Annotated in this window: 20 protein-coding genes; 9 read left to right on the top strand and 11 right to left on the bottom strand. The window is 66.5% G+C overall.

Features of this window, described 5'->3' with window-relative positions:
* The first annotated feature begins 11 nt into the window (after positions 1-11).
* A complete protein-coding gene (pheA, locus tag IRT45_RS12710; protein WP_194806035.1) occupies positions 12-932 on the top strand; it encodes a prephenate dehydratase in 921 nt (306 codons plus the stop codon).
* Complete coding sequence (locus IRT45_RS12705; RefSeq protein WP_194806034.1) at positions 929-1630, top strand: histidine phosphatase family protein; 702 nt, start codon at positions 929-931, stop codon at positions 1628-1630. The genes pheA and IRT45_RS12705 overlap by 4 nt, the downstream gene beginning before the upstream one ends.
* Here the strand turns inward: IRT45_RS12705 and IRT45_RS12700 are convergent.
* The 5 genes from IRT45_RS12700 to IRT45_RS12680 all read right to left on the bottom strand — a co-directional run bounded on the left by IRT45_RS12700 (position 1627) and on the right by IRT45_RS12680 (position 5702).
* Entirely contained in the window at positions 1627-2460 is an 834-nt protein-coding gene (locus IRT45_RS12700; RefSeq protein ID WP_194806033.1) for an ESX secretion-associated protein EspG, read from the bottom strand. The two genes, IRT45_RS12705 and IRT45_RS12700, sit on opposite strands and share 4 nt — an antisense overlap.
* Positions 2461-3636 (bottom strand): PPE domain-containing protein, encoded by a 1176-nt coding sequence (locus tag IRT45_RS12695; protein WP_194806032.1) that lies wholly within the window; start codon positions 3634-3636, stop codon positions 2461-2463.
* Positions 3637-3679: 43 nt separating this feature from the next.
* Positions 3680-3991 (bottom strand): PE family protein, encoded by a 312-nt coding sequence (locus IRT45_RS12690; RefSeq protein WP_036496990.1) that lies wholly within the window; start codon positions 3989-3991, stop codon positions 3680-3682.
* Positions 3992-4189: 198 nt separating this feature from the next.
* Complete coding sequence (locus tag IRT45_RS12685; protein WP_194806031.1) at positions 4190-4543, bottom strand: metallopeptidase family protein; 354 nt, start codon at positions 4541-4543, stop codon at positions 4190-4192.
* A gap of 4 nt (positions 4544-4547) precedes the next feature.
* A complete protein-coding gene (locus IRT45_RS12680; RefSeq protein WP_375540094.1) occupies positions 4548-5702 on the bottom strand; it encodes a septum formation family protein in 1155 nt (384 codons plus the stop codon).
* A gap of 105 nt (positions 5703-5807) precedes the next feature.
* Here IRT45_RS12680 and serS point away from each other — a divergent pair, with 105 nt between their 5' ends.
* The 3 genes from serS (at position 5808) to IRT45_RS12665 (ending at position 10074) form a co-directional block, all read left to right on the top strand.
* Complete coding sequence (serS, locus tag IRT45_RS12675; protein ID WP_194806029.1) at positions 5808-7070, top strand: serine--tRNA ligase; 1263 nt, start codon at positions 5808-5810, stop codon at positions 7068-7070.
* A gap of 107 nt (positions 7071-7177) precedes the next feature.
* Positions 7178-9049, top strand: coding sequence for a bifunctional diguanylate cyclase/phosphodiesterase (locus IRT45_RS12670; protein WP_309240917.1), 1872 nt, complete (start codon positions 7178-7180; stop codon positions 9047-9049).
* A gap of 50 nt (positions 9050-9099) precedes the next feature.
* On the top strand, positions 9100-10074 hold the full coding sequence (locus IRT45_RS12665) for a DMT family transporter (protein WP_194806028.1): 975 nt from the start codon (positions 9100-9102) through the stop codon (positions 10072-10074).
* 14 nt (positions 10075-10088) lie between these two features.
* On the opposite strand, the gene IRT45_RS12660 is transcribed toward IRT45_RS12665, so the two are convergent.
* Positions 10089-10691 carry a TetR/AcrR family transcriptional regulator gene (locus IRT45_RS12660; protein ID WP_194806027.1) on the bottom strand — a complete coding sequence of 201 codons (603 nt, stop codon included), beginning with the start codon at positions 10689-10691 and terminating at the stop codon, positions 10089-10091.
* Positions 10692-10807: 116 nt separating this feature from the next.
* Between IRT45_RS12660 and IRT45_RS12655 the strand changes: the two genes are divergently transcribed.
* A complete protein-coding gene (locus tag IRT45_RS12655; RefSeq protein ID WP_194806026.1) occupies positions 10808-11629 on the top strand; it encodes an SDR family NAD(P)-dependent oxidoreductase in 822 nt (273 codons plus the stop codon).
* 86 nt (positions 11630-11715) lie between these two features.
* On the opposite strand, the gene IRT45_RS12650 is transcribed toward IRT45_RS12655, so the two are convergent.
* Positions 11716-13272 carry a Rieske 2Fe-2S domain-containing protein gene (locus IRT45_RS12650; RefSeq protein ID WP_194806025.1) on the bottom strand — a complete coding sequence of 519 codons (1557 nt, stop codon included), beginning with the start codon at positions 13270-13272 and terminating at the stop codon, positions 11716-11718.
* A gap of 194 nt (positions 13273-13466) precedes the next feature.
* Here IRT45_RS12650 and IRT45_RS12645 point away from each other — a divergent pair, with 194 nt between their 5' ends.
* Positions 13467-14093, top strand: coding sequence for a hypothetical protein (locus IRT45_RS12645; RefSeq protein ID WP_194806024.1), 627 nt, complete (start codon positions 13467-13469; stop codon positions 14091-14093).
* Positions 14094-14184: 91 nt separating this feature from the next.
* On the opposite strand, the gene IRT45_RS12640 is transcribed toward IRT45_RS12645, so the two are convergent.
* A complete protein-coding gene (locus IRT45_RS12640; protein ID WP_194806023.1) occupies positions 14185-15102 on the bottom strand; it encodes a hypothetical protein in 918 nt (305 codons plus the stop codon).
* A 123-nt stretch (positions 15103-15225) separates the two neighbouring features.
* On the opposite strand from IRT45_RS12640, the gene IRT45_RS12635 reads away from it, so the two are divergent.
* The gene (locus tag IRT45_RS12635; protein WP_194806022.1) at positions 15226-16014 is read left to right on the top strand and encodes a 1-acyl-sn-glycerol-3-phosphate acyltransferase; all 789 of its coding nucleotides are present in this window, start codon (positions 15226-15228) and stop codon (positions 16012-16014) included.
* A 37-nt stretch (positions 16015-16051) separates the two neighbouring features.
* Complete coding sequence (locus IRT45_RS12630) at positions 16052-16807, top strand: 1-acyl-sn-glycerol-3-phosphate acyltransferase (protein ID WP_194806021.1); 756 nt, start codon at positions 16052-16054, stop codon at positions 16805-16807.
* 33 nt (positions 16808-16840) lie between these two features.
* Here IRT45_RS12630 and IRT45_RS12625 read toward each other — a convergent pair whose 3' ends face one another.
* The 3 genes from IRT45_RS12625 to IRT45_RS12615 are packed head-to-tail and all read right to left on the bottom strand — an operon-like array spanning position 16841 to position 19069.
* Positions 16841-17362 (bottom strand): hypothetical protein, encoded by a 522-nt coding sequence (locus tag IRT45_RS12625; RefSeq protein WP_194806020.1) that lies wholly within the window; start codon positions 17360-17362, stop codon positions 16841-16843.
* 37 nt (positions 17363-17399) lie between these two features.
* Positions 17400-18767 (bottom strand): hypothetical protein, encoded by a 1368-nt coding sequence (locus IRT45_RS12620; protein ID WP_194806019.1) that lies wholly within the window; start codon positions 18765-18767, stop codon positions 17400-17402.
* On the bottom strand, positions 18764-19069 hold the full coding sequence (locus IRT45_RS12615) for a WXG100 family type VII secretion target (RefSeq protein WP_194806018.1): 306 nt from the start codon (positions 19067-19069) through the stop codon (positions 18764-18766). The genes IRT45_RS12620 and IRT45_RS12615 overlap by 4 nt, the downstream gene beginning before the upstream one ends.
* Positions 19070-19071 lie beyond the last annotated feature (2 nt).

Here is a 19071-nt window from a genome sequence, read left to right as displayed (position 1 = left end):
ATGTCGTATCCGTGCCGCGTATCGCCTATTTCGGACCGTCGGGAACTTTTACCGAGATGGCCCTGGCCCGACTCGAATCGGACGGGGCCTTCGACGAGCCGGTGGAGCGGATCGCCGCACCCAGTCAGGGCGCGACACTCGAGATGGTCCGGTCCGGTGCGGCCGACGGCGCGGTGGTGCCGATCGAGAGCTCCGTCGAGGGTTCCATTTCGGCGACCCTGGACGCGCTCGCGGTGGGCCCGCGGCTGCAGATCATCGCCGAAACCGAGCTCGACGTGGCGTTCACGATCGTGGCGAAACCCGGAACGGTGCTGTCGCGAGTGCGCACCGTCGCGGCCTATCCCGTGGCGGCCGCGCAGGTGCGGTTGTGGCTGGCGGATCGGATGCCGCAGGCGACGCTGTACACCTCGGCCTCCAACGCGGCGGCAGCCGAGGATGTGGTGGCCGGCCATGCCGACGCGGCGGTTTCGACCGCCCTGGCCGGTCAGCGGCTGAACCTCATCGAACTGGCCACCGGCGTCGCCGACCACGACCAGGCCATCACCCGTTTCGTGCTGGTCACCCCGCCACGTGAGGCGCCGGCCCGCACGGGCGCCGACCGCACCTCGCTGGTGGTGCTCGAACTGGCGAACGAACCCGGTTCGCTGATGCGGGTGTTCGCCGAATTCGCCACGCGCGGTGTGGATCTGACCCGCATCGAATCCCGGCCGACGCGCACCGGGATGGGTACCTATCGCTTCTATCTGGACTGTGTCGGCCATATCGACGACACCGCCGTCGCCGAGGCCCTCAAGGCGCTGCACCGGACCGCCGGGCGGATCCGCTATCTGGGCTCCTGGCCGGCCAGTTCACCGAGTGGTTCGCCGCCGCCCGCCGACGAGCCGGCGGCGGTCTGGTTGGACGATGTGAAAAAGGGGGTGGACGCCTCATGAGTGAAACCGGTGCGAACCGCGATCCCGTCCGCGGTTCCGGCAGGTTGGTGCTGGTCCGTCACGGCGAGACCGAGGGCAACGTCGCGAAACTTCTGGATACCCGGGTTCCGGGTCTACCGCTGACCGAACGCGGTGTGGCGCAGGCGAAGTCGTTCGCGGCGCGGCTGGCCGTACCGCCGGTGCGGTTGTACTCCTCGGTGGCGCTGCGTGCCCAGCAGACCGCGGGCCATATCGAATCGGTGACCGGTGTGGCGGCCGAGGTGACCGACGGTGTGTACGAGGTACAGGTCGGCGAACTGGAGGGGCAGAATTCCGAAGCGGCGCATCGAGAATTCCAGCGGGTCTACCGTTCCTGGCATCTGGGTGAGCTACATACGCGGCTGCCCGGCGGCGAATCCGGCGAGGAGGTCCTCGAGCGGTATCTGCCCGTGCTGGAACAACTTCGGGACGACTACCTGCTCCCCGGCTCGGCATCGCGCGATGTGCTGCTGGTCAGCCACGGTGCCGCGATGCGACTGGCGGCCCGCGAACTCACCGGCGTCGCACCGCCGTTCACGACCAACAACCATCTGGACAACACCGAGACCATCGAGTTGGCGCCGACCGCCGACGGCGGTTGGACCTGTGTCCGCTGGGGCCGCTACACCCCGCCGTTCGGATACAAGGTCGAACCGAAGGCCGACGACCCGATGGGTTAGCCGATTCCGCGTGCCGCCGGCTTGAAATCCTCACGGAGCGGGAGCTTGTCGATGAGGTCCTTGATCGCGGTGCGCAGTCGGCCCGGTGTCCCGCTGGCCAGCGAGGTCCACATGACCTCGTCGTCGGAGCGGGTGGTGACCCCGATGAATCGCCCGTTGCGGGTGTTGTACACCGCGATCATCCCGTCGGAGATGTCGCGGCTGGCATCGTTGTACACCACGCCGACGATCGAGGCGTGCGAATGGATTTCGACCAGTGCCGACGCCAGCGCCTGCGCGTCGCGGGGCGGCCGCCCCACTCGCTCCAGGCGCCGCGCGGTGGTCGCGGCATCCCCGGCATCACCGAGAATCGGCTTGAGTTCCTCGGTGAGAACATTCATTCCGCTGAGCTCGAGTGCCTCCGCCGGACCCAGCGCCGCCATGATCGTGCCCGGCAGGTCGTGTCCCGCCTCGTCGATGCTGTAGGAATTCGGCCCGCGCAGGGCGACGACATCGAGATTGTCGCCCTTGGCGAGGCAGAATCGGTTCACTCGCTCGCCGACGTACCAGCGCATCGAGATCACCCAGTGCGGGCGGTACAGCCCGCGCAGCCGGTCTTCGAGGTCGTGATGTACGACTCCGTCGACGAGCAGCTCACGCGCGGTGAGTGATTCGGCGGCCGCGGTCATCGCCCGGTCGTGGTCCACGACGTTGTCGTAGCGGCCCCTCGCATCCAGTACGACAGGCACCTCGTCGATCTCCAGTTTCTCGAGCAGAAACTGCATCTCGTCGAGCGACAACACGACGGACTCGAGCATCGACGGCCCGCGGCCGGCGCCGAGCACGGTCACTTAGCGCGCTCCCGCGGCCGGGTCTGCTCCGATGACGCCGGGCGCGATGACCCGTCCGTCGGCGAAGTGCTCGCCACGCAGGTACTCGTTGCCCTGGTGCTCGCCCTCGTCGTCGTCGCTGTTCACCTGGCGGCCCAGCAGCGGGTTACCGGCGGCGTTGTTCGCGCGGGCCGGAGCCGGTGCGCCCATCTGCGCGACGGGTGCCGTCTCCGCCACCGGAGCGGTCGCGGCCGGAGCGCCGATCACATTGCCGGCACCCCAGCCCTCGGGGAGTTGCAGCATGCCTGCGCCGTTGCCGATCCCGACGGAGCTTCCACCGAAGGACACGGCACGCGTGGCGGCCGCGGCGCCACCGGCGGCGGCGACACCACCGATGCCGCCCATCATCATCGGCGACATGCTCGCGGCGGGCGCGGCATGGCTGGTCGCCGCGGCGATCGCGGTACCGGCCACATTGCCCACCGTGGATACGCCCGTCGTCGCCACCGATCCGGCGACATTGGCCGCCTGGGTGGCGGCGCTGATCACGCCCGGATCGGTCGCGAGCGCCTGCGCCACACCGATGGCCGTCTGCACCGGGTCGCTGCTGGTGTTCTGTGAAGCCGCCTCGGCGCCGCTGTCGGCCACCCCGGCGCCCGCCGCGATCGGCGGCGGCGTCAGGAACTCGGCCGGAGTCGCCGTCATGGCCTCGACGGTGGATTCGTAGGTGTCCATGACCAGTGCGGCCTGCACATCCAGGGCGGCCTTGGCGGCCTCCGCCACCTCGGCACTGCCGTCCAGATCGCCGCCGTGCGCATGTGCCGCGACGCGCGCGGCGTCCACAGCGGCGATCTCCGGCAGGCTCGGCATGGCAAGGGTGGCAACGGTATTGGCGGTGGCATGGGCGGACGCCTTGGCCGCCATCGCCGCCGCCTGCATGCCCTGCTGTTCGGCCCAGCCGGTGAAGCCGGCGAGTTTGGTCAGTGCGACGGCGCCGTTGAGACCGACCATGCCGACACCGAGTTCGGCCATCACCCGGGTGACGGTGGCGGTCGCGTCGACCCACGCCGCCGTGAGACCACCCCATGCCGTGGCCGCGGCAGCGGCCGGAACGGCGTGCGGACCCGCGGTCAGCAGACTCGAGTTGCCCTCGGCCAGCCGGGGCAGCCAATAGATTCCGGTGATCCCTGCAGTCATTGTCTCTCCCCTGAACGAATGGTGTGGTGAAGGATCGTGCCGGTCAGAACTGAATCGCGGCGGTGCCGGCCGCGTTGATCGCGTCCTCGGCGATGTACGACGCCAGCTGCTGACGCAGGATCGCGGCCGCGTGGTGCAATTCGAGGATGGCCTGCGCGGCCGCGCGGTCGTGGCTGAGCGCGCCCTCGTTCAGATGGGTCGCCGCGGCGACGGACACCTCTTCGGCGCCGGCGGGGACGACGTGGGTGGCCGGGCCGCTCAAAGCGGCGGCAGCCGTGAGACGTTCGGCGAGCAGATCGAGTTCCGCCGAGGCCGCGAGAACGACTTCGGGCTGTACACCGAGCAAACCAACCATGACTCGAACTCCTTCTTGTGGCGGCTGTGCAAGTGTCGAGACTGCCCGAGCCCAGTGCTGTTCCGGCACAGAGGATCCGGCAGACCCGTCGGTGGAACCACGAGAATTCCCCCTACGAGATGATTGGACGCGACGGCCCCCTGTTCGGTTCCCTCGAGTCACGAATCGATTCGACTTTACCCGCTACGCGCGGAAAGACTAGCCCCAACCGAGCTGATGCAGCCGTTCTTCGTCGATCCCGAAATAGTGAGCTATCTCATGGATCACCGTGATGGCCACTTCCTCGACGACCTGCCGTTCGTCGTCGCACATGTCCAGAATCGTGTCGCGATAGATGGTGACGGTGTCCGGGAGCGCGCCGCCGTACTGACTGTCCACCCGGTCGGTCAGGGCGATGCCGTGATACAGCCCGAGCAGATGCGGATCCTCGGGATTGCGGGCCTCGATCAGCACCACCACGTTCTCGATCGCCCCGGCGAGTGCGGGCGGAATCGTATCCAGCGCATCGCCGACCAGTTCCTCGAACCGGCTCTCCGACATCGACACCGGCATGGCGTCAGCGCTGCGGTGGAATCGGCGCGGGCGCCGCGCCCGGCAGCGGGGCCGGGGTGGAACGCCCGGAACTCGGCGGTGGCACCGGTGCCTGGCCGTCGATCAGCACATCGCCCTTGGCCGATCCGGTGATCGTCGCGAATCCGTCCTGAGAGCCCTTGCCCACCAGGCAATTCAGCTTGTGACTGCCGACCAGCCAGCTGCGGGCGTCGAGGTTGTCCCAGAAGATGGTCAGGGTCTTGTTGATCAGCGCGTCCTGACCGCCGAGGTAATCGCCTGCGGCGCGGGCGCATTCGTCCTGCATGAACTTGTCCTGATCGGCGTTCGCCGGCGGGCCACCGTTGAAGTGGGTGCCGAGATCCACCGTCGACATCACCTCGTAGGCGTGCGGCTGACCGCAGGGGACCGGTTCGTTGGTCGGCAGATTCTGATTGATGCCGATGCAGGTGCCCGGATCGAAGACACGGGACTGGTCGCTGTCGCGGACCCGGCCCACGGTCTGCTGCGTCGCGCTACCCGTGGCGCTCACCAACTGCAATCCGCACCGGATGGTCCGGTCGCCGTTGCGCCAGCCCGGTTCACCCGGGTTGACCATGCCGACCACGAACCGACCCCGCGGGTCGAGCCGGCCACCGAGGTAGGCGGCCGCGGCCGAGGCGCAGTGTTCGTCGCGCAGCTCGCCGAAGCGCAGCGAATCGGGGAAGGCCGAGCCCGGCCCGAATTCGCGGCCCGGATATTTGCTCAGGTCGATGTCGGCGGTCACCTCGAACAGATGTTTGTCGGCGCAGTTGACCTTGGTCAGATCCAGGGTTTTGGCGCTGGTCCAGGTGAGGCAGTCACCCGACTTGGCGGAGCCGAAGGCGGCGTCGGCGCGCCCGGCGGGCGCCTTGCCCGACCCGGGATCGTGCGCCTCCAACCCGTGCGAACTGCGAAATCCCGAGATGGACAGCGTCACCAGGGCCGCCACCACGGCGCCGACGGCGACCGCGAGCAATCCCCACCGCAGCCGATGCGGGTGCAGCGCCTTGCCGTCCCCGGAGCGTTTTCCGGCGCCCGGCAACGGGCGGCGACGGTTCGCCCCGGCACGCCTGCGGCGAGGCATGTCGGATTCTTCGTTTCCCGGTTCCGGCGCCGCTGGCGCCCCATCGTCGGAGGACATCGCCGTCCATCATGGCAGGCGCCGCGCGGGGCCTGCCACGATCGGTTCGGATTTCACCGGATCCACAGAAAATGCGGTGGACACCTCCCACTAGGCTGATTGCCCATGATCGACCTCCGATTCCTGCGCGAGAATCCCGAAGCGGTCCGTGCCTCGCAGCGCGCCCGCGGTGAGGACCCGGCGCTGGTGGATGCCCTGCTCGAGGCGGATGCCGCCCGCCGCGCCGCGGTCGCGACGGCGGACAACCTGCGCGCCGAGCAGAAGGCGCTGGGCAAGAAGGTCGGCAAGGCTTCCCCGGACGAGCGCGCGACGTTGCTCGCGCACGCGCAGGAGTTGTCGGCGAAGGTGAAGGAGGCCGAGGCCGCCGAGAACGCCGCCGACGCCGAACTCGACAGCGCCCACCGCGCGATCTCGAACGTCGTGCAGGAGGGCGCACCCGCGGGCGGCGAGGACGATTTCGTTCTGCTCGAAACCGTGGGCGCTCCCACCGAATTCGACTTTTCCCCGCGCGATCATCTCGACCTGGGCGAGGCGCTCGGACTGATCGACATGGAGCGTGGCGCCAAGGTCTCGGGCGCCCGGTTCTACTTCCTGACCGGCTACGGCGCCCTGCTGCAGCTCGGTCTGCTCCAGCTGGCCGCCCAGCGCGCGGTCGCCAACGGTTTCACCATGATGATCCCGCCGGTTCTCGTGCGCCCGGAGATCATGGCCGGAACGGGCTTCCTGGGGCAGCATTCGGCCGAGGTCTACCACCTCGACGACGACGATCTGTACCTGGTCGGCACATCGGAGGTCCCGCTGGCCGGCTACCACTCGGGCGAGATCCTCGATCTGAGCGGCGGCCCGAAGCGCTATGCCGGCTGGTCGTCGTGCTTCCGCCGCGAGGCCGGCAGCTACGGCAAGGACACCCGCGGCATCATCCGCGTACATCAGTTCGACAAGGTCGAGATGTTCGTCTACTGCCGTCCCGAGGACGCCGACGCCGAACACCGCCGCCTGCTGAACTGGGAGAAGGAGATGCTCGCCGCGATCGAGGTCCCGTACCGGGTCATCGACGTGGCCGGTGGCGATCTCGGCAGCTCGGCCGCCCGCAAATTCGACTGCGAGGCCTGGGTGCCGACCCAGCAGACCTATCGCGAACTCACCTCGACCTCGAATTGCACCACCTTCCAGGCCCGCCGCCTGTCGGTGCGCTATCGGGACGAGAGTGGCAAGCCGCAGATCGCCGCGACCCTCAACGGCACCCTCGCGACCACGCGGTGGATCGTCGCGTTGCTGGAAAATCACCAGCAGGCCGACGGCTCGGTCCGGGTGCCCGCCGCGCTGGTTCCGTTCGTGGGCCGCGAGGTGCTCGAGCCGCCGCGCTGACGGTGCGGCCTGTCGCGGTGATGTCCGCGGCTCGGCAGCGGTGACTTCGGCCTCGAATCCGGCGGTTGTCACTACTGCTATGCACCGCGTTGTCTAGGCTGGACAGCGTGCGAGGACTCGGGTCTCGCGGCGATACCCGCACGCAGGTTCGGGCGGCATCGGCGCTGGCGACGGCAATGGTCATGGCTCGGACCACCGGGGCGTTCTACGTCATGGGTGGGGTCCTGGGCCTGCTGATCACTGCCATCGCACCGGGAGACGAGGGCAACCGCCCGCTGGTCGGCTCCGCCGCCGCGGTCGCGCTGTTGCTCGGCGTGAGCCTGCTGATCTGGGGCCCGCGCCAGCCGCACTGGGTGCACCACGGGTATGTCGCGGTGGCGACCGTGCTGGTCACCATCGCCGTGCACTGGTTCCCGAACACCGTCGGCGCGATCACGCTCGCCGCCTTCTACGTCTTCGTCGCCGCCGATGCCGCGATCTTCTTCGCCTGGCGCCTGGCCGGGGCACACGTGGGCTTCGCGGTCGTGCTCTGTCTGTGGGTGGTGCCGTCCCGGGGTCTGCCCTGGTGGTCGGGCATCATTCCGGCCGGTATCACGGTCGGCGTCGGCATCGTGGTCGGCATCCTCACCCGGATGGCCTCGGACGCCGATATCGATACGCTCACCGGGTTGTTGAACCGCCGCGGTTTCGATCGCGCCCTCAACAGCGCCATCGGACATGCCGGGCGGACCGGGCAGGGCCTGGCGCTGGTCCTGGTCGACCTGGACCGGTTCCAGAAGATCAACGATCATCTCGGCCATCGCGCCGGCGATGCCGTGCTGCAGCGCGTCGGCGACACCTGGTCGAAACTGCTGGGCCCGGATCAGCTGCTGGCCCGATACGGCGGCGACGCGTTCGCGCTGTTGTTGCCCAATACCACGGAACAGGCCGCGATCCTGCTGACCGAACAGCTGCGGGCCGCGGTCACCACGGGATGTTCGGCGGGTGTCACCTCCTGGCAGCCCGGCGAATCCGGATCGCTGCTGGTCAGTCGCGCCGATGTGGGTCTGTACCGAGCCAAGCAGGCCGGGCGCAACCGCACGGTGCTGGAGTCGTCGCGGCAGCTGCCGCTGGCGGTAGAACTGCGCGAGGCCATCGATACCGGTGCGCTGGACGTGCACTATCAGCCCATCGTGAGCCTCGGTGAGGACGGCGCCCAGGCGGTCGGCGTGGAGGCGCTGCTGCGCTGGTCGTCCAGCGCCCAGCCCGATGTGACCACCGAGGGGCTGATCCGGGTCGCCGAGGAATACGACCTGATCTCCGACCTCGACGAGCTGGTCCTGCGGCGCGCGTGTGCCGATGCGGCCCGGCTGCAGCAGACCTTCACCCAGCTCGATCTGACCCTGAACGTCAACGTCAGCGGTCTCGAATTGGCCGAGAGCAACTATGCCGACCGGGTCTCGGGCATCCTCGCCGATACCGGCTGGCCGGCCGATCAACTCGTCCTGGAGGTCACCGAGAGTGAACTGGCCGCCGAATCCCAGACCGCCATCGCGAACCTGCACCAATTGCGCGACAGCGGCGTTCGGATCGCCATCGACGATTTCGGCACCGGCTACTCCTCGCTGAGCCGATTGGCCACCATCCCCAGCGATATTCTCAAGGTCGACCAGTCGTTCGTCGCCGCGATCCGGTCCGATTCGCCCGCTCCACCGCTGCTGGGAGTGATTGCGGCGCTGAGCAAGTCGCTGGATCTCCAGGTCATCGCCGAGGGTGTGGAAACCGAATACCAGGCGGCCGTGCTGACCGAACTCGGCTTCGCGCTCGCCCAGGGCTATCACTACAGCGATTCGCATCCGGTCTCCGAGCTGATCAGCGATATGAACTCCAACCGCGGGCTCGTCGGCGCCGGTGCGACCGATCGGGAGCTCGCCGCCAAGGGCTGGATCCCCTTGGACAACAATGGTTTCGATCCGGAGGGCTCCATCCGCCGGAGCTGACCCGATCAGGGGTGCGGCATCGGCCAGTTCGTACCACTACCGTGGCGGATATGACCGCAGCCCGTGAACGAACCGACGTGCGGCGCTGGATCGGTGTGCTGCTGGGCCTGTGCTGTGGCGCCGGTGTGGCGGTCCAGGCGCGAATCAACGGTGATCTCGGCGATCGGCTGAACGACGGAATCGCCGCGGCGGTCATCAGTTTCGGCTCCGGGCTGATCCTGCTGCTGATCGTCAGCGGTTTCAGCGGGCGGATGCGCACCGGTCTGGCCGCGATACGCCGCTCGGTGCGCGCCGGCCCACTGCGGTGGTGGCATCTGCTGGGTGGGTTGTGCGGCGCGTTCTTCGTTGCCTGTCAAGGGTTGTCGGTGGCCACGATCGGCGTCACCGCCTTCACGATCGCGGTGGTCGCCGGTCAGTTGACCAGCGGTCTCGTCGTGGACCGTCTGGGTGTGGGCCCGGCCGGAATCACGCCCGTGACGCCGGTGCGGCTCGGTGCGGCGGCACTCGCGGTCGCTGCGGTCGGTGTCGCGGCCCTGGGGCGCTCGGGCGGCGAATCCGGTTCCGGCGGGGGCGCGGCCTATCTGCTGATCGCGCTGCCCGCCCTGGCGGGACTCGGTTTGGCGTGGCAGCAGGCGGTCAACGGACGGCTGGCGACCGTCGGCGGGCCGGTGCCGGCCACCACGATCAATTTCGCGACCGGGACCGCGGGCCTGCTGCTGGTGGAGGCGGCGCAGCTCGCGCGGATCGGTTGGCCCACCGGCTTTCCCACCGAACCGTGGCTCTACCTCGGCGGCGCGATCGGGGTCTTCTTCATCGCGGTGGCGGCGCTGATCGTGCGCTGGATCGGGGTGTTGCTGTTCGGCCTGACCTCGGTGTCCGGCCAGCTCATCGGTTCGGTGGTACTGGATGTCGTCGCGCCGACGGGCACCCGCCTGTCGGTGCTGACCGTCGTCGGCTGCGTACTGACGCTGCTCGCCGCCGCCATCGGCGTCCTGGCTCAGGGCCGCACGACCGAACGGGCCTGAACGGCTTTCGTGGTTCAGGGCCGGAAGGCGCGCAGCGTGTGCTCCACCAGCGCATCGGCATACGCGTCGTCGAGCGGCCCGTACCGCAGCAGCCACCGCTGATATACCGGGGCGTACAGCATCTCGAGCATCAGGTCGAGGTCGGCATCCGCGCGCACCTGCCCGGCCGTCTGCGCGCTGCGTAACCGTGCCTTCTTGGCGTCGTCGACGGGACGCCGCAACTGCCGGTCGTACTGCGCGGCCAGTTCCGGATCGTTGATGATCTCGGTGTTGAGTGCCCGCACCGGCTTCTCGAATTCCGCATCGGCGAATTCCGCGACCGTCGCCCGCATCACGAGCTTCAGATCCGCCTCGATATCCCCGGTGTCCGGCAGCGAGATGCCCTCCCCGTCGGTGTCGCTCAGGTGCAGGAACGATTCGAAGATCACCGCCCCTTTGGACGGCCACCAGCGATAGATCGTCTGCTTACCGACACCAGCGCGCGAGGCGATCGCCTCGATCGAGACCTTCCGATATCCGACCTCGGAGAGCAGGTCGCGGGTGGCGCTCAGAATCGCCTGCCGCGACTTCTCGCTGCGCCGGGAGGCGGCCGGTTCGGATTTCGCGGTATCGGACATGCGGTCGATCTTAACCGCTGCAGCGAGACGATACGGATCGTCTTGACAACCTGAAGGAGGATCACCAGACTGTGTCGAGACGAGACGGACCGTCTCATGAAGAGAGGATGTGGGATATGACCACCGGTAAGACCTGGTTCATCACCGGCGCTTCCCGTGGGCTGGGGTGTGCGTTCACCGAAGCCGCCCTGCAAGCCGGTGATCGAGTCGTCGCGACCGCCCGCGACGTCGAACCGCTACGGGATCTGGCCGCCGCACATCCGGATCGACTGATCCCGCTCGGCCTGGACGTGTCGGATCGCCGGGCCGTATTCGAGGTCGTCGAGCGGGCCGTCGCGCTGGTCGGTGAGCTCGACGTCGTGGTGAACAACGCGGGCGGCATGCTCTACGGCATGGTCGAGGAGGCGAGCGAGGACGAGATTCGCGCGCATCTGGATGTGAACTTCTTCGGGGCGGTGTGGGTCGTCCAGGCCGTACTGCCGCGGCTGCGCGCGCAGGGACACGGCCGCATCCTGCAGGTCACCTCGATGGGAACCGCCGGCGGTATGGCCGCCGTCGGCTACTACGGAGCCGGGAAGGCGGCACTGGCCTCGCTCACCGAAGCTCTGGCGATGGAGGCCGGACCCTTCGGCATCAAGGTCACCAATCTGGAGATGGGCGGCTACGACACCGGTCTGTTCACCGCGGGAACGACTGCGACCGAGGCCCTGCCGCAGTACGAGCCACTGCGCGAAGAACTGGCACGCATGTGGGGCGACGAATCCGGGCCGGCGCCGAGTTCGGCCGCGCCGGTGATCATGAAACTGGTCGAACTCGACGATCCGCCGCGACGTCTGATCGTGGGCGGCAATTCCTTCGATCAGGTCGCCGAACTCTATGCGGCGCGCTCCGAAGGGTATCGAGCCTGGGAATCGCTCAGCCGGTTGGCGCCCGGCTGAGGGCGGTGAACTATTCGTGCAAACCTGAGCCTTCTGCGCGGAAATCTGCTCATCCGGGCCGAGTTTGCACGAATAGTTCACCCTGTTCACAACTTGCGCGAACGGAGTCCATGCCCCTTCGACGTCTTGCAGCGCCCGGTCTCCAGATCCCATTGCCAGCCGTGCAGATTGCAGGTGAGCGTAGAACCTTCCACCACACCGAATTTCGACAGATCGGCCTTCAGGTGCGGGCAGCGGCGCTGCACCTCCCAGCCGGCGAGCTCGGTCGAGGCGGAATCGTCGTGTGCCTCGGCGAACCAGCCGTCGGCATAGGCGATGCGCTCGTCGGTGAGGCATTTGAAGAAGGTGTAGAGGAATTCGTTGTAGCCGCCGATCCGCCACGCCTGGAAGCGGGTGGACAGGAAGATGGTGTTCACCCAGTCGGGTTCGTTGTCGCGCAGCACGGTGCGTACCAGTTGCGGGGCGATGCGGAACCCGTAGCGGTACTTGCCTTCTCCCTCGATCGGTCCGCGCACCAGCCGCTTCGGGAAGTCGAGCACCACGGTTTCGTCGCCCATGACCAGCCCGACCGGATAGCCGATCCCGTCGCAGATCACATCGCTCTGCGCCATGATCGGTTCGAACAGCTCCTTGAGCTGGGGCAGCAGCGGTGTGCCGTCTTCGATTGCCCAGGAAGCCTTCTCGCGTTCCAGCACCGGCGCCATGCGCTGCGCCATCCGCTCGATGTAGCCGGCCTTGTCGTCGTAGATCTCGGCCGGATCGAACGGATGGGTCAGATCCAGTTCCGCACCCCGCACGTCCGCTACCGAGCCCGGAATCATCAGCACCCCACCGGGATTCCCGTGGATGCGCATCTGCTCGAGGAACACCATCTGGTCCGGGAAGATATTGCCGTTGTCGGCGGAGTAGCGGTTCTCGCCGTCGTCGTTGAGGTAGCGCAGTTCGTCGTCGAGGAACACCGGCGGCCCGGCCGAGGGCACCACCCAGGTCGCGCCGACCTGCTCGATATAGCTGCGCGCGCGGTCCATTCCGCGCTGACGCTTCTGCTTGCCGAAATTCGCCTTGGTCTTGCTCGGGATGTCGTAGACCATCGGGTACCAGATGGCGCCCGAATACTGCAGCAGGTGGATGTCGATATGTCCGAACTGCTCGTGCAGGACGTCCATATCCACCGGCCGGGCGTCGTTCATGTTGAAACAGACGGTCTCGCGGTCGGAGACGACCAGGCCCGAATCCCCGATCGGCCCGTCGGCCGGCGCGCGCAGCGCGATGATCATGATGTCCAGTTCGTGCCCGTCCCGGCCGGTGATCGTGTGCTTGACCGAGTCCTGGGTTTCGAAGAATGTGTGGAAGCCCAGCTTCTCCAGTTCGCGCTGCAGATCCGGCACCGGATAGTCCGGCAGCAGGACGGTGGCGTCCTTGTTCACATGGTCGAGCAGATTCTTCGCGTCGAAGTGGTCGCGGTGCAGGTGCGAGACGTAGAGAAAATCGCAGTTGCCCAGCTCGTCCCAGTCCAGCCCGGTGTTGTCCGGGAACGGGATCCACGACGCGAAATAGGCCGGATTCACCCACGGATCACAGAGGATCGTCCCGGCCGCGGTGCGGATGTGGAATCCGGCATGTCCGACGCTGGTGATCTGCACGAAGAAGTCCCTCCTGAACCCGGCTACCAGCCACCCAGGGTAGCGGTTGAACGGGCTTGCGCAGCCTGAGGGGCGTTTTCGACGGCCTCGATACCGGTTATTTCCGAGCTATTGCCTTGGCCGCCGGACCGGCGCAGTGTAGAGGTGCACGGTGGCGCCGCCGGGGCGCTGCCCCGAGTACAGAGGATGGACCCGTGTACGCACGTTCTACGACTATCCAAGCGAAGACCTCTGCGATCGACACCGGAATCGCGCATATGCGCGACGAGGTGATGCCGGCCCTGGAGAACATGCCCGGCTGTGTCGGGATGTCGTTGCTGGTCGACCGGAAGTCCGGTCGATGCATCGCGACGACGTCCTGGGAATCCGAGGAGATGATGCGCGAGAGCGCCGAGCGGGTGCGTTCGCTGCGTGATCGCGCCGTCCGGCTGCTCGGTGCCGATTCGGCGCGGGTCGAGCAGTGGGAGGTCGCGGCCATGCACCGCGACCATCGCCTGCCCGAAGGTGCATGTGCCCAGCTCACGTGGGCCAAGTCCGACGATACGAGCCGGTTCGAAGGGGCGATCGACACCTACAAGTCCATGGTGGCCTCACAGCTGGAACAGATGCCGGGGTTCTGTAGCACGAGTCTGCTGGTCGATCGGTCGAGCGGGCGCGGTGTCGCGTGCGAGACCTTCGAGAGCGCCGACGCGGTCGAACGCAATCGCGAACAACTCGCCACCCTGCGCCGCGAAGGAACCCGCCGAGCCGGTGTCCACGTGCTCGAAGTCGGCGATTTCGAGGTCGCCCTCGCGCATCTGCGCGTCCCCGAACTGGTCTGAGCGACAGGCGGATCGTCGTCGCGCCCGCCGTCGTCTCGCGACGTTGCGGTTATCCCCGGGCTATCGCAACGAGGCCGGCCCGCCCCGCACGTCACGCCGAAACGTCGCCGATGCAGTATCCGCTGTCCGTCGCTTTCACGGTGTATGTCCGTTCCTGCTGGCTGCCGCCGGCCGTGACCGTTGCGGATATGGACAGGTAGGTGCTGTTCAGAGCCGTGGAACTGAGCGATTGATCGGCGAAAGCGGTCGGCGTGGTGAGCTTGGCCGCATTCGTGGCCAGCGGTGGGCGCGATGTGCGTCCGGTGCCGTTCGGATCCCACGCGGTGGCCGCGGTGCACACCAGGGGATGGGTGCTTTCCTGGTCCGCCGCGTCGATCGGATGTCCGGTCCGGCGTGACAGATAGCGCCGGACGATGTGGCGGGCGTCGGCGGTCTGGGCCTCGCTGCTCGTGCCGAAACCGATCTCGGTGCCGGCGGGGTAGACCCGTGGGCAGGCATATCCGGTGGCGACGTCGGTGCGTTCGGCGACGACGGTCACCGCGTCGGAGGCTCCGCTCGCCGACTTCCACACGAGGGCGGTTCCGTTGTCACTGCCGGGCTCGGCCAGCGCCGACTCGATGGCCGGCTTGTCGGAGTACATCGTCTCGACGTTGCGCGGAGCCATCGTCCAGCACTTGGCTGCCATCTCCGCCGGGGTGAGCTGCCGCAGATCGGTCACCCAGCGGGTCATGGCGTCGATGGCCTGCGGATCGGCCGTGACGAGGGCCACCGCTACCGCGGGTTCGGGTGCTGCCGGAGTGGCAGCGGCGATTCGCGAGGACGACGGAGCGGTGGATTGCGTTGCCGCGGGGGTGTTCTCGGATTTGTGATAGTCGGTGCCCTCGATGCCGACCTGCGAATCACATCCGGCGAGGATGCCCGCGACCACGATCGCCAGACCACCCGCCCACACCGCCGGGAGCCGCCTGCCGTGTCGCGCCGCCCGTCCGGTACGCAGCGCCACGCCCATACCCCCTCGTGGTTTCCGGCCGCCTGCACGCGATGCTGGATTGGGGCTTTCCACTGCGCTGAACCTCGTTTTCTGTGCGGCGGTCGGTAGCGAAAATGTGACAGCGACTACGCTAGCGGAATTGTGGAACCCGTATACCGGACGATCATCGGCCTGGCCCGGACCGTCTTCTTCGTACAGGGACTGAAATTCGACGTCACGGGGGCTGAGAACATCCCCGCGCAGGGCGGCGCGGTCATCACGATCAACCACACCGGCTATATGGACTTCACCTACGCGGGCCTGCCCGCGCGGACGCCGAAGCGCTACATCCGGTTCATGGCGAAGAAGGAAGTCTTCGACAACGCGATCTCCGGGCCGATCATGCGCGTGCTGCGGCACATCCCGGTCGACCGTGGGGCCGGCGCGGACTCCTACAAGGCGGCCGTCGACTATCTGCGCCGAGGCGAACTGGTCGGGGTGTATCCCGAGGCGACGATCAGCCGCAGCTTCGAGATCAAGGAATTCAAGTCGGGTGCCGCCCGGATGGCCGTCGAGGCCGGGGTGCCGATCGTCCCGATGACGATCTGGGGTGCGCAGCGAGTCTGGACCAAGGGGCATCCGAAACGCCTGGGCCGCACCAACACCCCCGTTTCGATCGCCGTCGGCAAACCCATCTTCCCGCCCGCGGAGGCGGACGAGAAGGCGGTCGCCGAACTCACCGAGACCGTGCGCGCGACCATGCAGGACATGCTGCTCGGCCTGCAGAAGGACTATCCGCACGAGCCCGGCGCATACTGGGTTCCGGCCCGCTTGGGCGGCGGCGCACCGACACTGGAGGAAGCCGACGCGATGGACGCGGCCGAGGCCAAGGCGAAAGCGGAGGCGCGCGCGGCACGTCGCGCCGCCGAAACGGGAGATGCCGACTCCTGACGGCAGGGTCGGCCCGGTAGTACCAGGAGTGTCACCGATGACGCGAGAACCCGTTTTCGACGTCCTCACCGGATTGGTCCGCACCATCTTCTGGGCACAGGGCCTGAAGATCGACATCGTCGGCGGCGAGCACATCCCGCGTACCGGCGGTGCGGTCTTGGCCGTGAATCACACGGCCTACCTGGACTTCATGGAGGTCGGACTGGTCGGCCGTGAATCGGGCCGCAATGTCCGCTACATGATGAAGGCGGAACTCGAACACGGCATCGTCGGCTGGCTCATGAAGCAGTGCAAGGCGATCGGCGTCGACCGCACCGCCGGCGCCGAGTCCTATGCCCGCGCCGTCACCGCCCTGCGCGACGGCGAAATCGTCGTCGTCTACCCCGAAGCCACCATCAGCCGCAGTTTCGAACTGAAGGAATTCAAATCCGGCGCCGCCCGCATGGCGATCGACGCCGCCGTCCCCATCGTCCCCATGACGATCTGGGGCGCCCAACGCCTCTGGACCAAAGACATCCCGAAACAACTGGGCCGCCACAACTTCCCGATCCACATCCAGGTAGGCGACCCCATAGCCCCCGTCGACCGCGCCGACGACCTCACCGCCGCCCTGCGCTCCAGCATGGAGAAGCTGCTCGACGCAGCGCAACGGGACTACGACATGCCCCCGGGCGCCCGCTGGGCCCCGGCCCGTTTGGGCGGCACCGCACCGACATTGGAGCAGGCGAAGGTCCTGGAACGCGAGGAGATGGAACGCCGCGCAGCCGCGAAAGCCAAACGCGCACAAGGGTGATTCGCCGCCGCAGCCTGTAGGGCCACTGGGGGGTCAATCGTCGGAGGCCACCAGGAGGACGGCCTTCTTTTCATTGCGAGAAACCAGTAGAAACTCGTGGTACTCATTGTGAATATCTGCGTAGTCGTTTATGGCGGAGTCGCTCAGCCGTGGTAGCTCATAACAACTGGTGCCCGGGTCATGAAGCAGGCGTAAGGCCTCGTCGATAGCCGAACGAAGTTCAGATGGGATGGCCCCTCCTGCGCCGAGCCACTCGTCCAGGACCTTGTTGACCGCGGACCTGTCTCGCGGAAGGTAGCAGTCCGGCGTAATCGAAGTCAGCCAGTACGGCCCGTGGACGTTGCCATGCGGATCTACGCCACCACCTACGTAGTCGTCGCGGTATTCGACAGAGTCGATCACATCGGCGATGACGGCCTTCTCATCCGGGATGGAGCCTGCCAGCTCGTACGTCTTGATGGCGATCCATCTATAGAGATGATGAGCGCCGCTGCCGAACTCGTAGTCCCGAAAGTTCATGAGTTGTGACTCGCGAAACGTCACAAGTTCATTCATCACCCAAACCTCGTCTCGCTCGGACCGATGCGCCGATCTACTTGATATGCCACCGCTTGATGGTAACGCCAGGTACGTCGTTGAAATCCAATGTCTCCCCTCCGGATTGGCTGAAAGGCCTGTATGTCACGTTGGATTTAGGATCCTTGGAAATCTCCCAAACCTCGATATCGCCCTTCGGGGTGTGTTTCACCTGCGGCGGTCCAAGCTTCTCGAGTAGATCTTTATGTGCTTGTTCCAGCTGCTGTTGAGAGACCAGTTGGACTCCTTGTGCGTCTTCTTCGCCGATCAGAACTCCAGACTCATCAGTGACTATATCGTGTACAGCCTGTGCTCTCGCCTGCTCGCTCTGTGCCGGCCCGCCGTTTCCCGATTGGCCGGTTTCATCGTCGAGGACGGCCTGCATGTAAGTGAATTCCGAAAGCCTGAGAGCTGTGGTGTCCGGATCGAGGTCACGAACCTTCTTGAAGGCTCGGTCGGTACCGGAAGCTTTGGCATCGAGTTGTCGCATGTCGAGTACTTCGGGCATTTTGCTCGCCCGGTACGCGCTCTGAATCGTGTCCGTTACGCCGCCGACAGTCTTGGCCGGGTTATGTGGGTCGGTCGAGGAGAGCGCGAGGTCGAACAAGCAGCCTGATACGCCGAAACGGGCGACAGCTGTAACGCCGACTCGGGACTCATGGAGATTTATTCCGTCAGCGCAGGACATTCCCAGCGCGTTGGTGGCATCGAAATAGTTGTGGATCGCCTCACTGAGATACTGGGCAGCGAAGGCGACGGTTTTTGCGCTTGTCTGCAGCTGATTCAGGCGGTTTTGGATTTCCTGCCGGTGTGCGGCGTCATCCATATCGATGAAGTGATCCAAGATGACCGTGATGCGATCGTGGGCGTCGGTGATCGTGGGATTCATAGCGAAATCAAACCAGCTGCGATACGCCTTCTCTATTTTGATCACGTCGCCATTGGGAAGCTTGCCGAAATCGTCCTCGACCTTGCGGACAACCTTTTCGAAAAATGCATCGGCATCGCTTTGGTGGGTAAAACCGATTCCGTTGTCGCGCACCGAAGACGGGATGACTACCTTGTATTCGCCTACCTGACTGATAGTCGGCCGCGGTGGGGGAGGGTCAGACTTGTTGGCGACACCCCAGTTGTAGCCCTGCGCATAGAGAACAGCGCCGTAGTTCGTGAGCGCATTGGCCAAGCTGGAACACGCCTGCATAGTTGCCCGGGCGTATTCATCGTAGGCCCCACCCCAATCTTTGCAGCCGGGCGCGTCTCCCGCCATGCCCGCACATTCGCCCTTGACCGCGTCATGGACCGGTTTGTCGGCTCGGCGGATGTCATCAGCGATTTGCTGGCATTTCAACGCGGCATCGTAATAGATCTGCCAGTCGACGATCATCTGTTGCCGCTCTGCAGCATTCGCCAGTTGAGCTCGAGCGCGCGCGTGTAGGCGGAATGCGCCTCTCTGGCGGCGTCGCTCATATCCTTGACGCCTTCCACGAGTTCCTTCGCTCCGCTGATCCATTCGCGGTGTGCATCGTCGTAGGCGCGGGCGGCCACGCCCTCCCAGCCGGTGCCCTGCAAACTCGCCACTCGCTGTTCGATATCCGACAAGTGGTCCTCGATGAAACCGGCCAGTCCGGACAGGCGGGAGACGATGTGGTCCAGCTGTTCGAGGTCTACCGAGAATCGCGACGCCACAG

The sequence above is a fragment of the Nocardia sp. BSTN01 genome (assembly GCF_015354405.1).
Lineage (GTDB): Bacteria > Actinomycetota > Actinomycetes > Mycobacteriales > Mycobacteriaceae > Nocardia.
The sequence above is the reverse complement of the archived record's forward strand: the minus strand, read 5'-3'. Positions and strand labels throughout refer to the sequence as shown.

Coding starts and splice junctions, on each gene's coding strand:
- IRT45_RS12705 (WP_194806034.1), top strand. CDS start 929: ATGAGTGAAACCGGTGCGAACCGCGATCCCGTCCGCGGTTCCGGCAGG.
- IRT45_RS12695 (WP_194806032.1), bottom strand. CDS start 3,636: ATGACTGCAGGGATCACCGGAATCTATTGGCTGCCCCGGCTGGCCGAG.
- IRT45_RS12690 (WP_036496990.1), bottom strand. CDS start 3,991: ATGGTTGGTTTGCTCGGTGTACAGCCCGAAGTCGTTCTCGCGGCCTCG.
- IRT45_RS12685 (WP_194806031.1), bottom strand. CDS start 4,543: ATGCCGGTGTCGATGTCGGAGAGCCGGTTCGAGGAACTGGTCGGCGAT.
- IRT45_RS12680 (WP_375540094.1), bottom strand. CDS start 5,702: ATGTCCTCCGACGATGGGGCGCCAGCGGCGCCGGAACCGGGAAACGAA.
- serS (WP_194806029.1), top strand. CDS start 5,808: ATGATCGACCTCCGATTCCTGCGCGAGAATCCCGAAGCGGTCCGTGCC.
- IRT45_RS12665 (WP_194806028.1), top strand. CDS start 9,100: ATGACCGCAGCCCGTGAACGAACCGACGTGCGGCGCTGGATCGGTGTG.
- IRT45_RS12660 (WP_194806027.1), bottom strand. CDS start 10,691: ATGTCCGATACCGCGAAATCCGAACCGGCCGCCTCCCGGCGCAGCGAG.
- IRT45_RS12655 (WP_194806026.1), top strand. CDS start 10,808: ATGACCACCGGTAAGACCTGGTTCATCACCGGCGCTTCCCGTGGGCTG.
- IRT45_RS12640 (WP_194806023.1), bottom strand. CDS start 15,102: ATGGGCGTGGCGCTGCGTACCGGACGGGCGGCGCGACACGGCAGGCGG.
- IRT45_RS12630 (WP_194806021.1), top strand. CDS start 16,052: ATGACGCGAGAACCCGTTTTCGACGTCCTCACCGGATTGGTCCGCACC.
- IRT45_RS12625 (WP_194806020.1), bottom strand. CDS start 17,362: ATGAATGAACTTGTGACGTTTCGCGAGTCACAACTCATGAACTTTCGG.
- IRT45_RS12620 (WP_194806019.1), bottom strand. CDS start 18,767: ATGATCGTCGACTGGCAGATCTATTACGATGCCGCGTTGAAATGCCAG.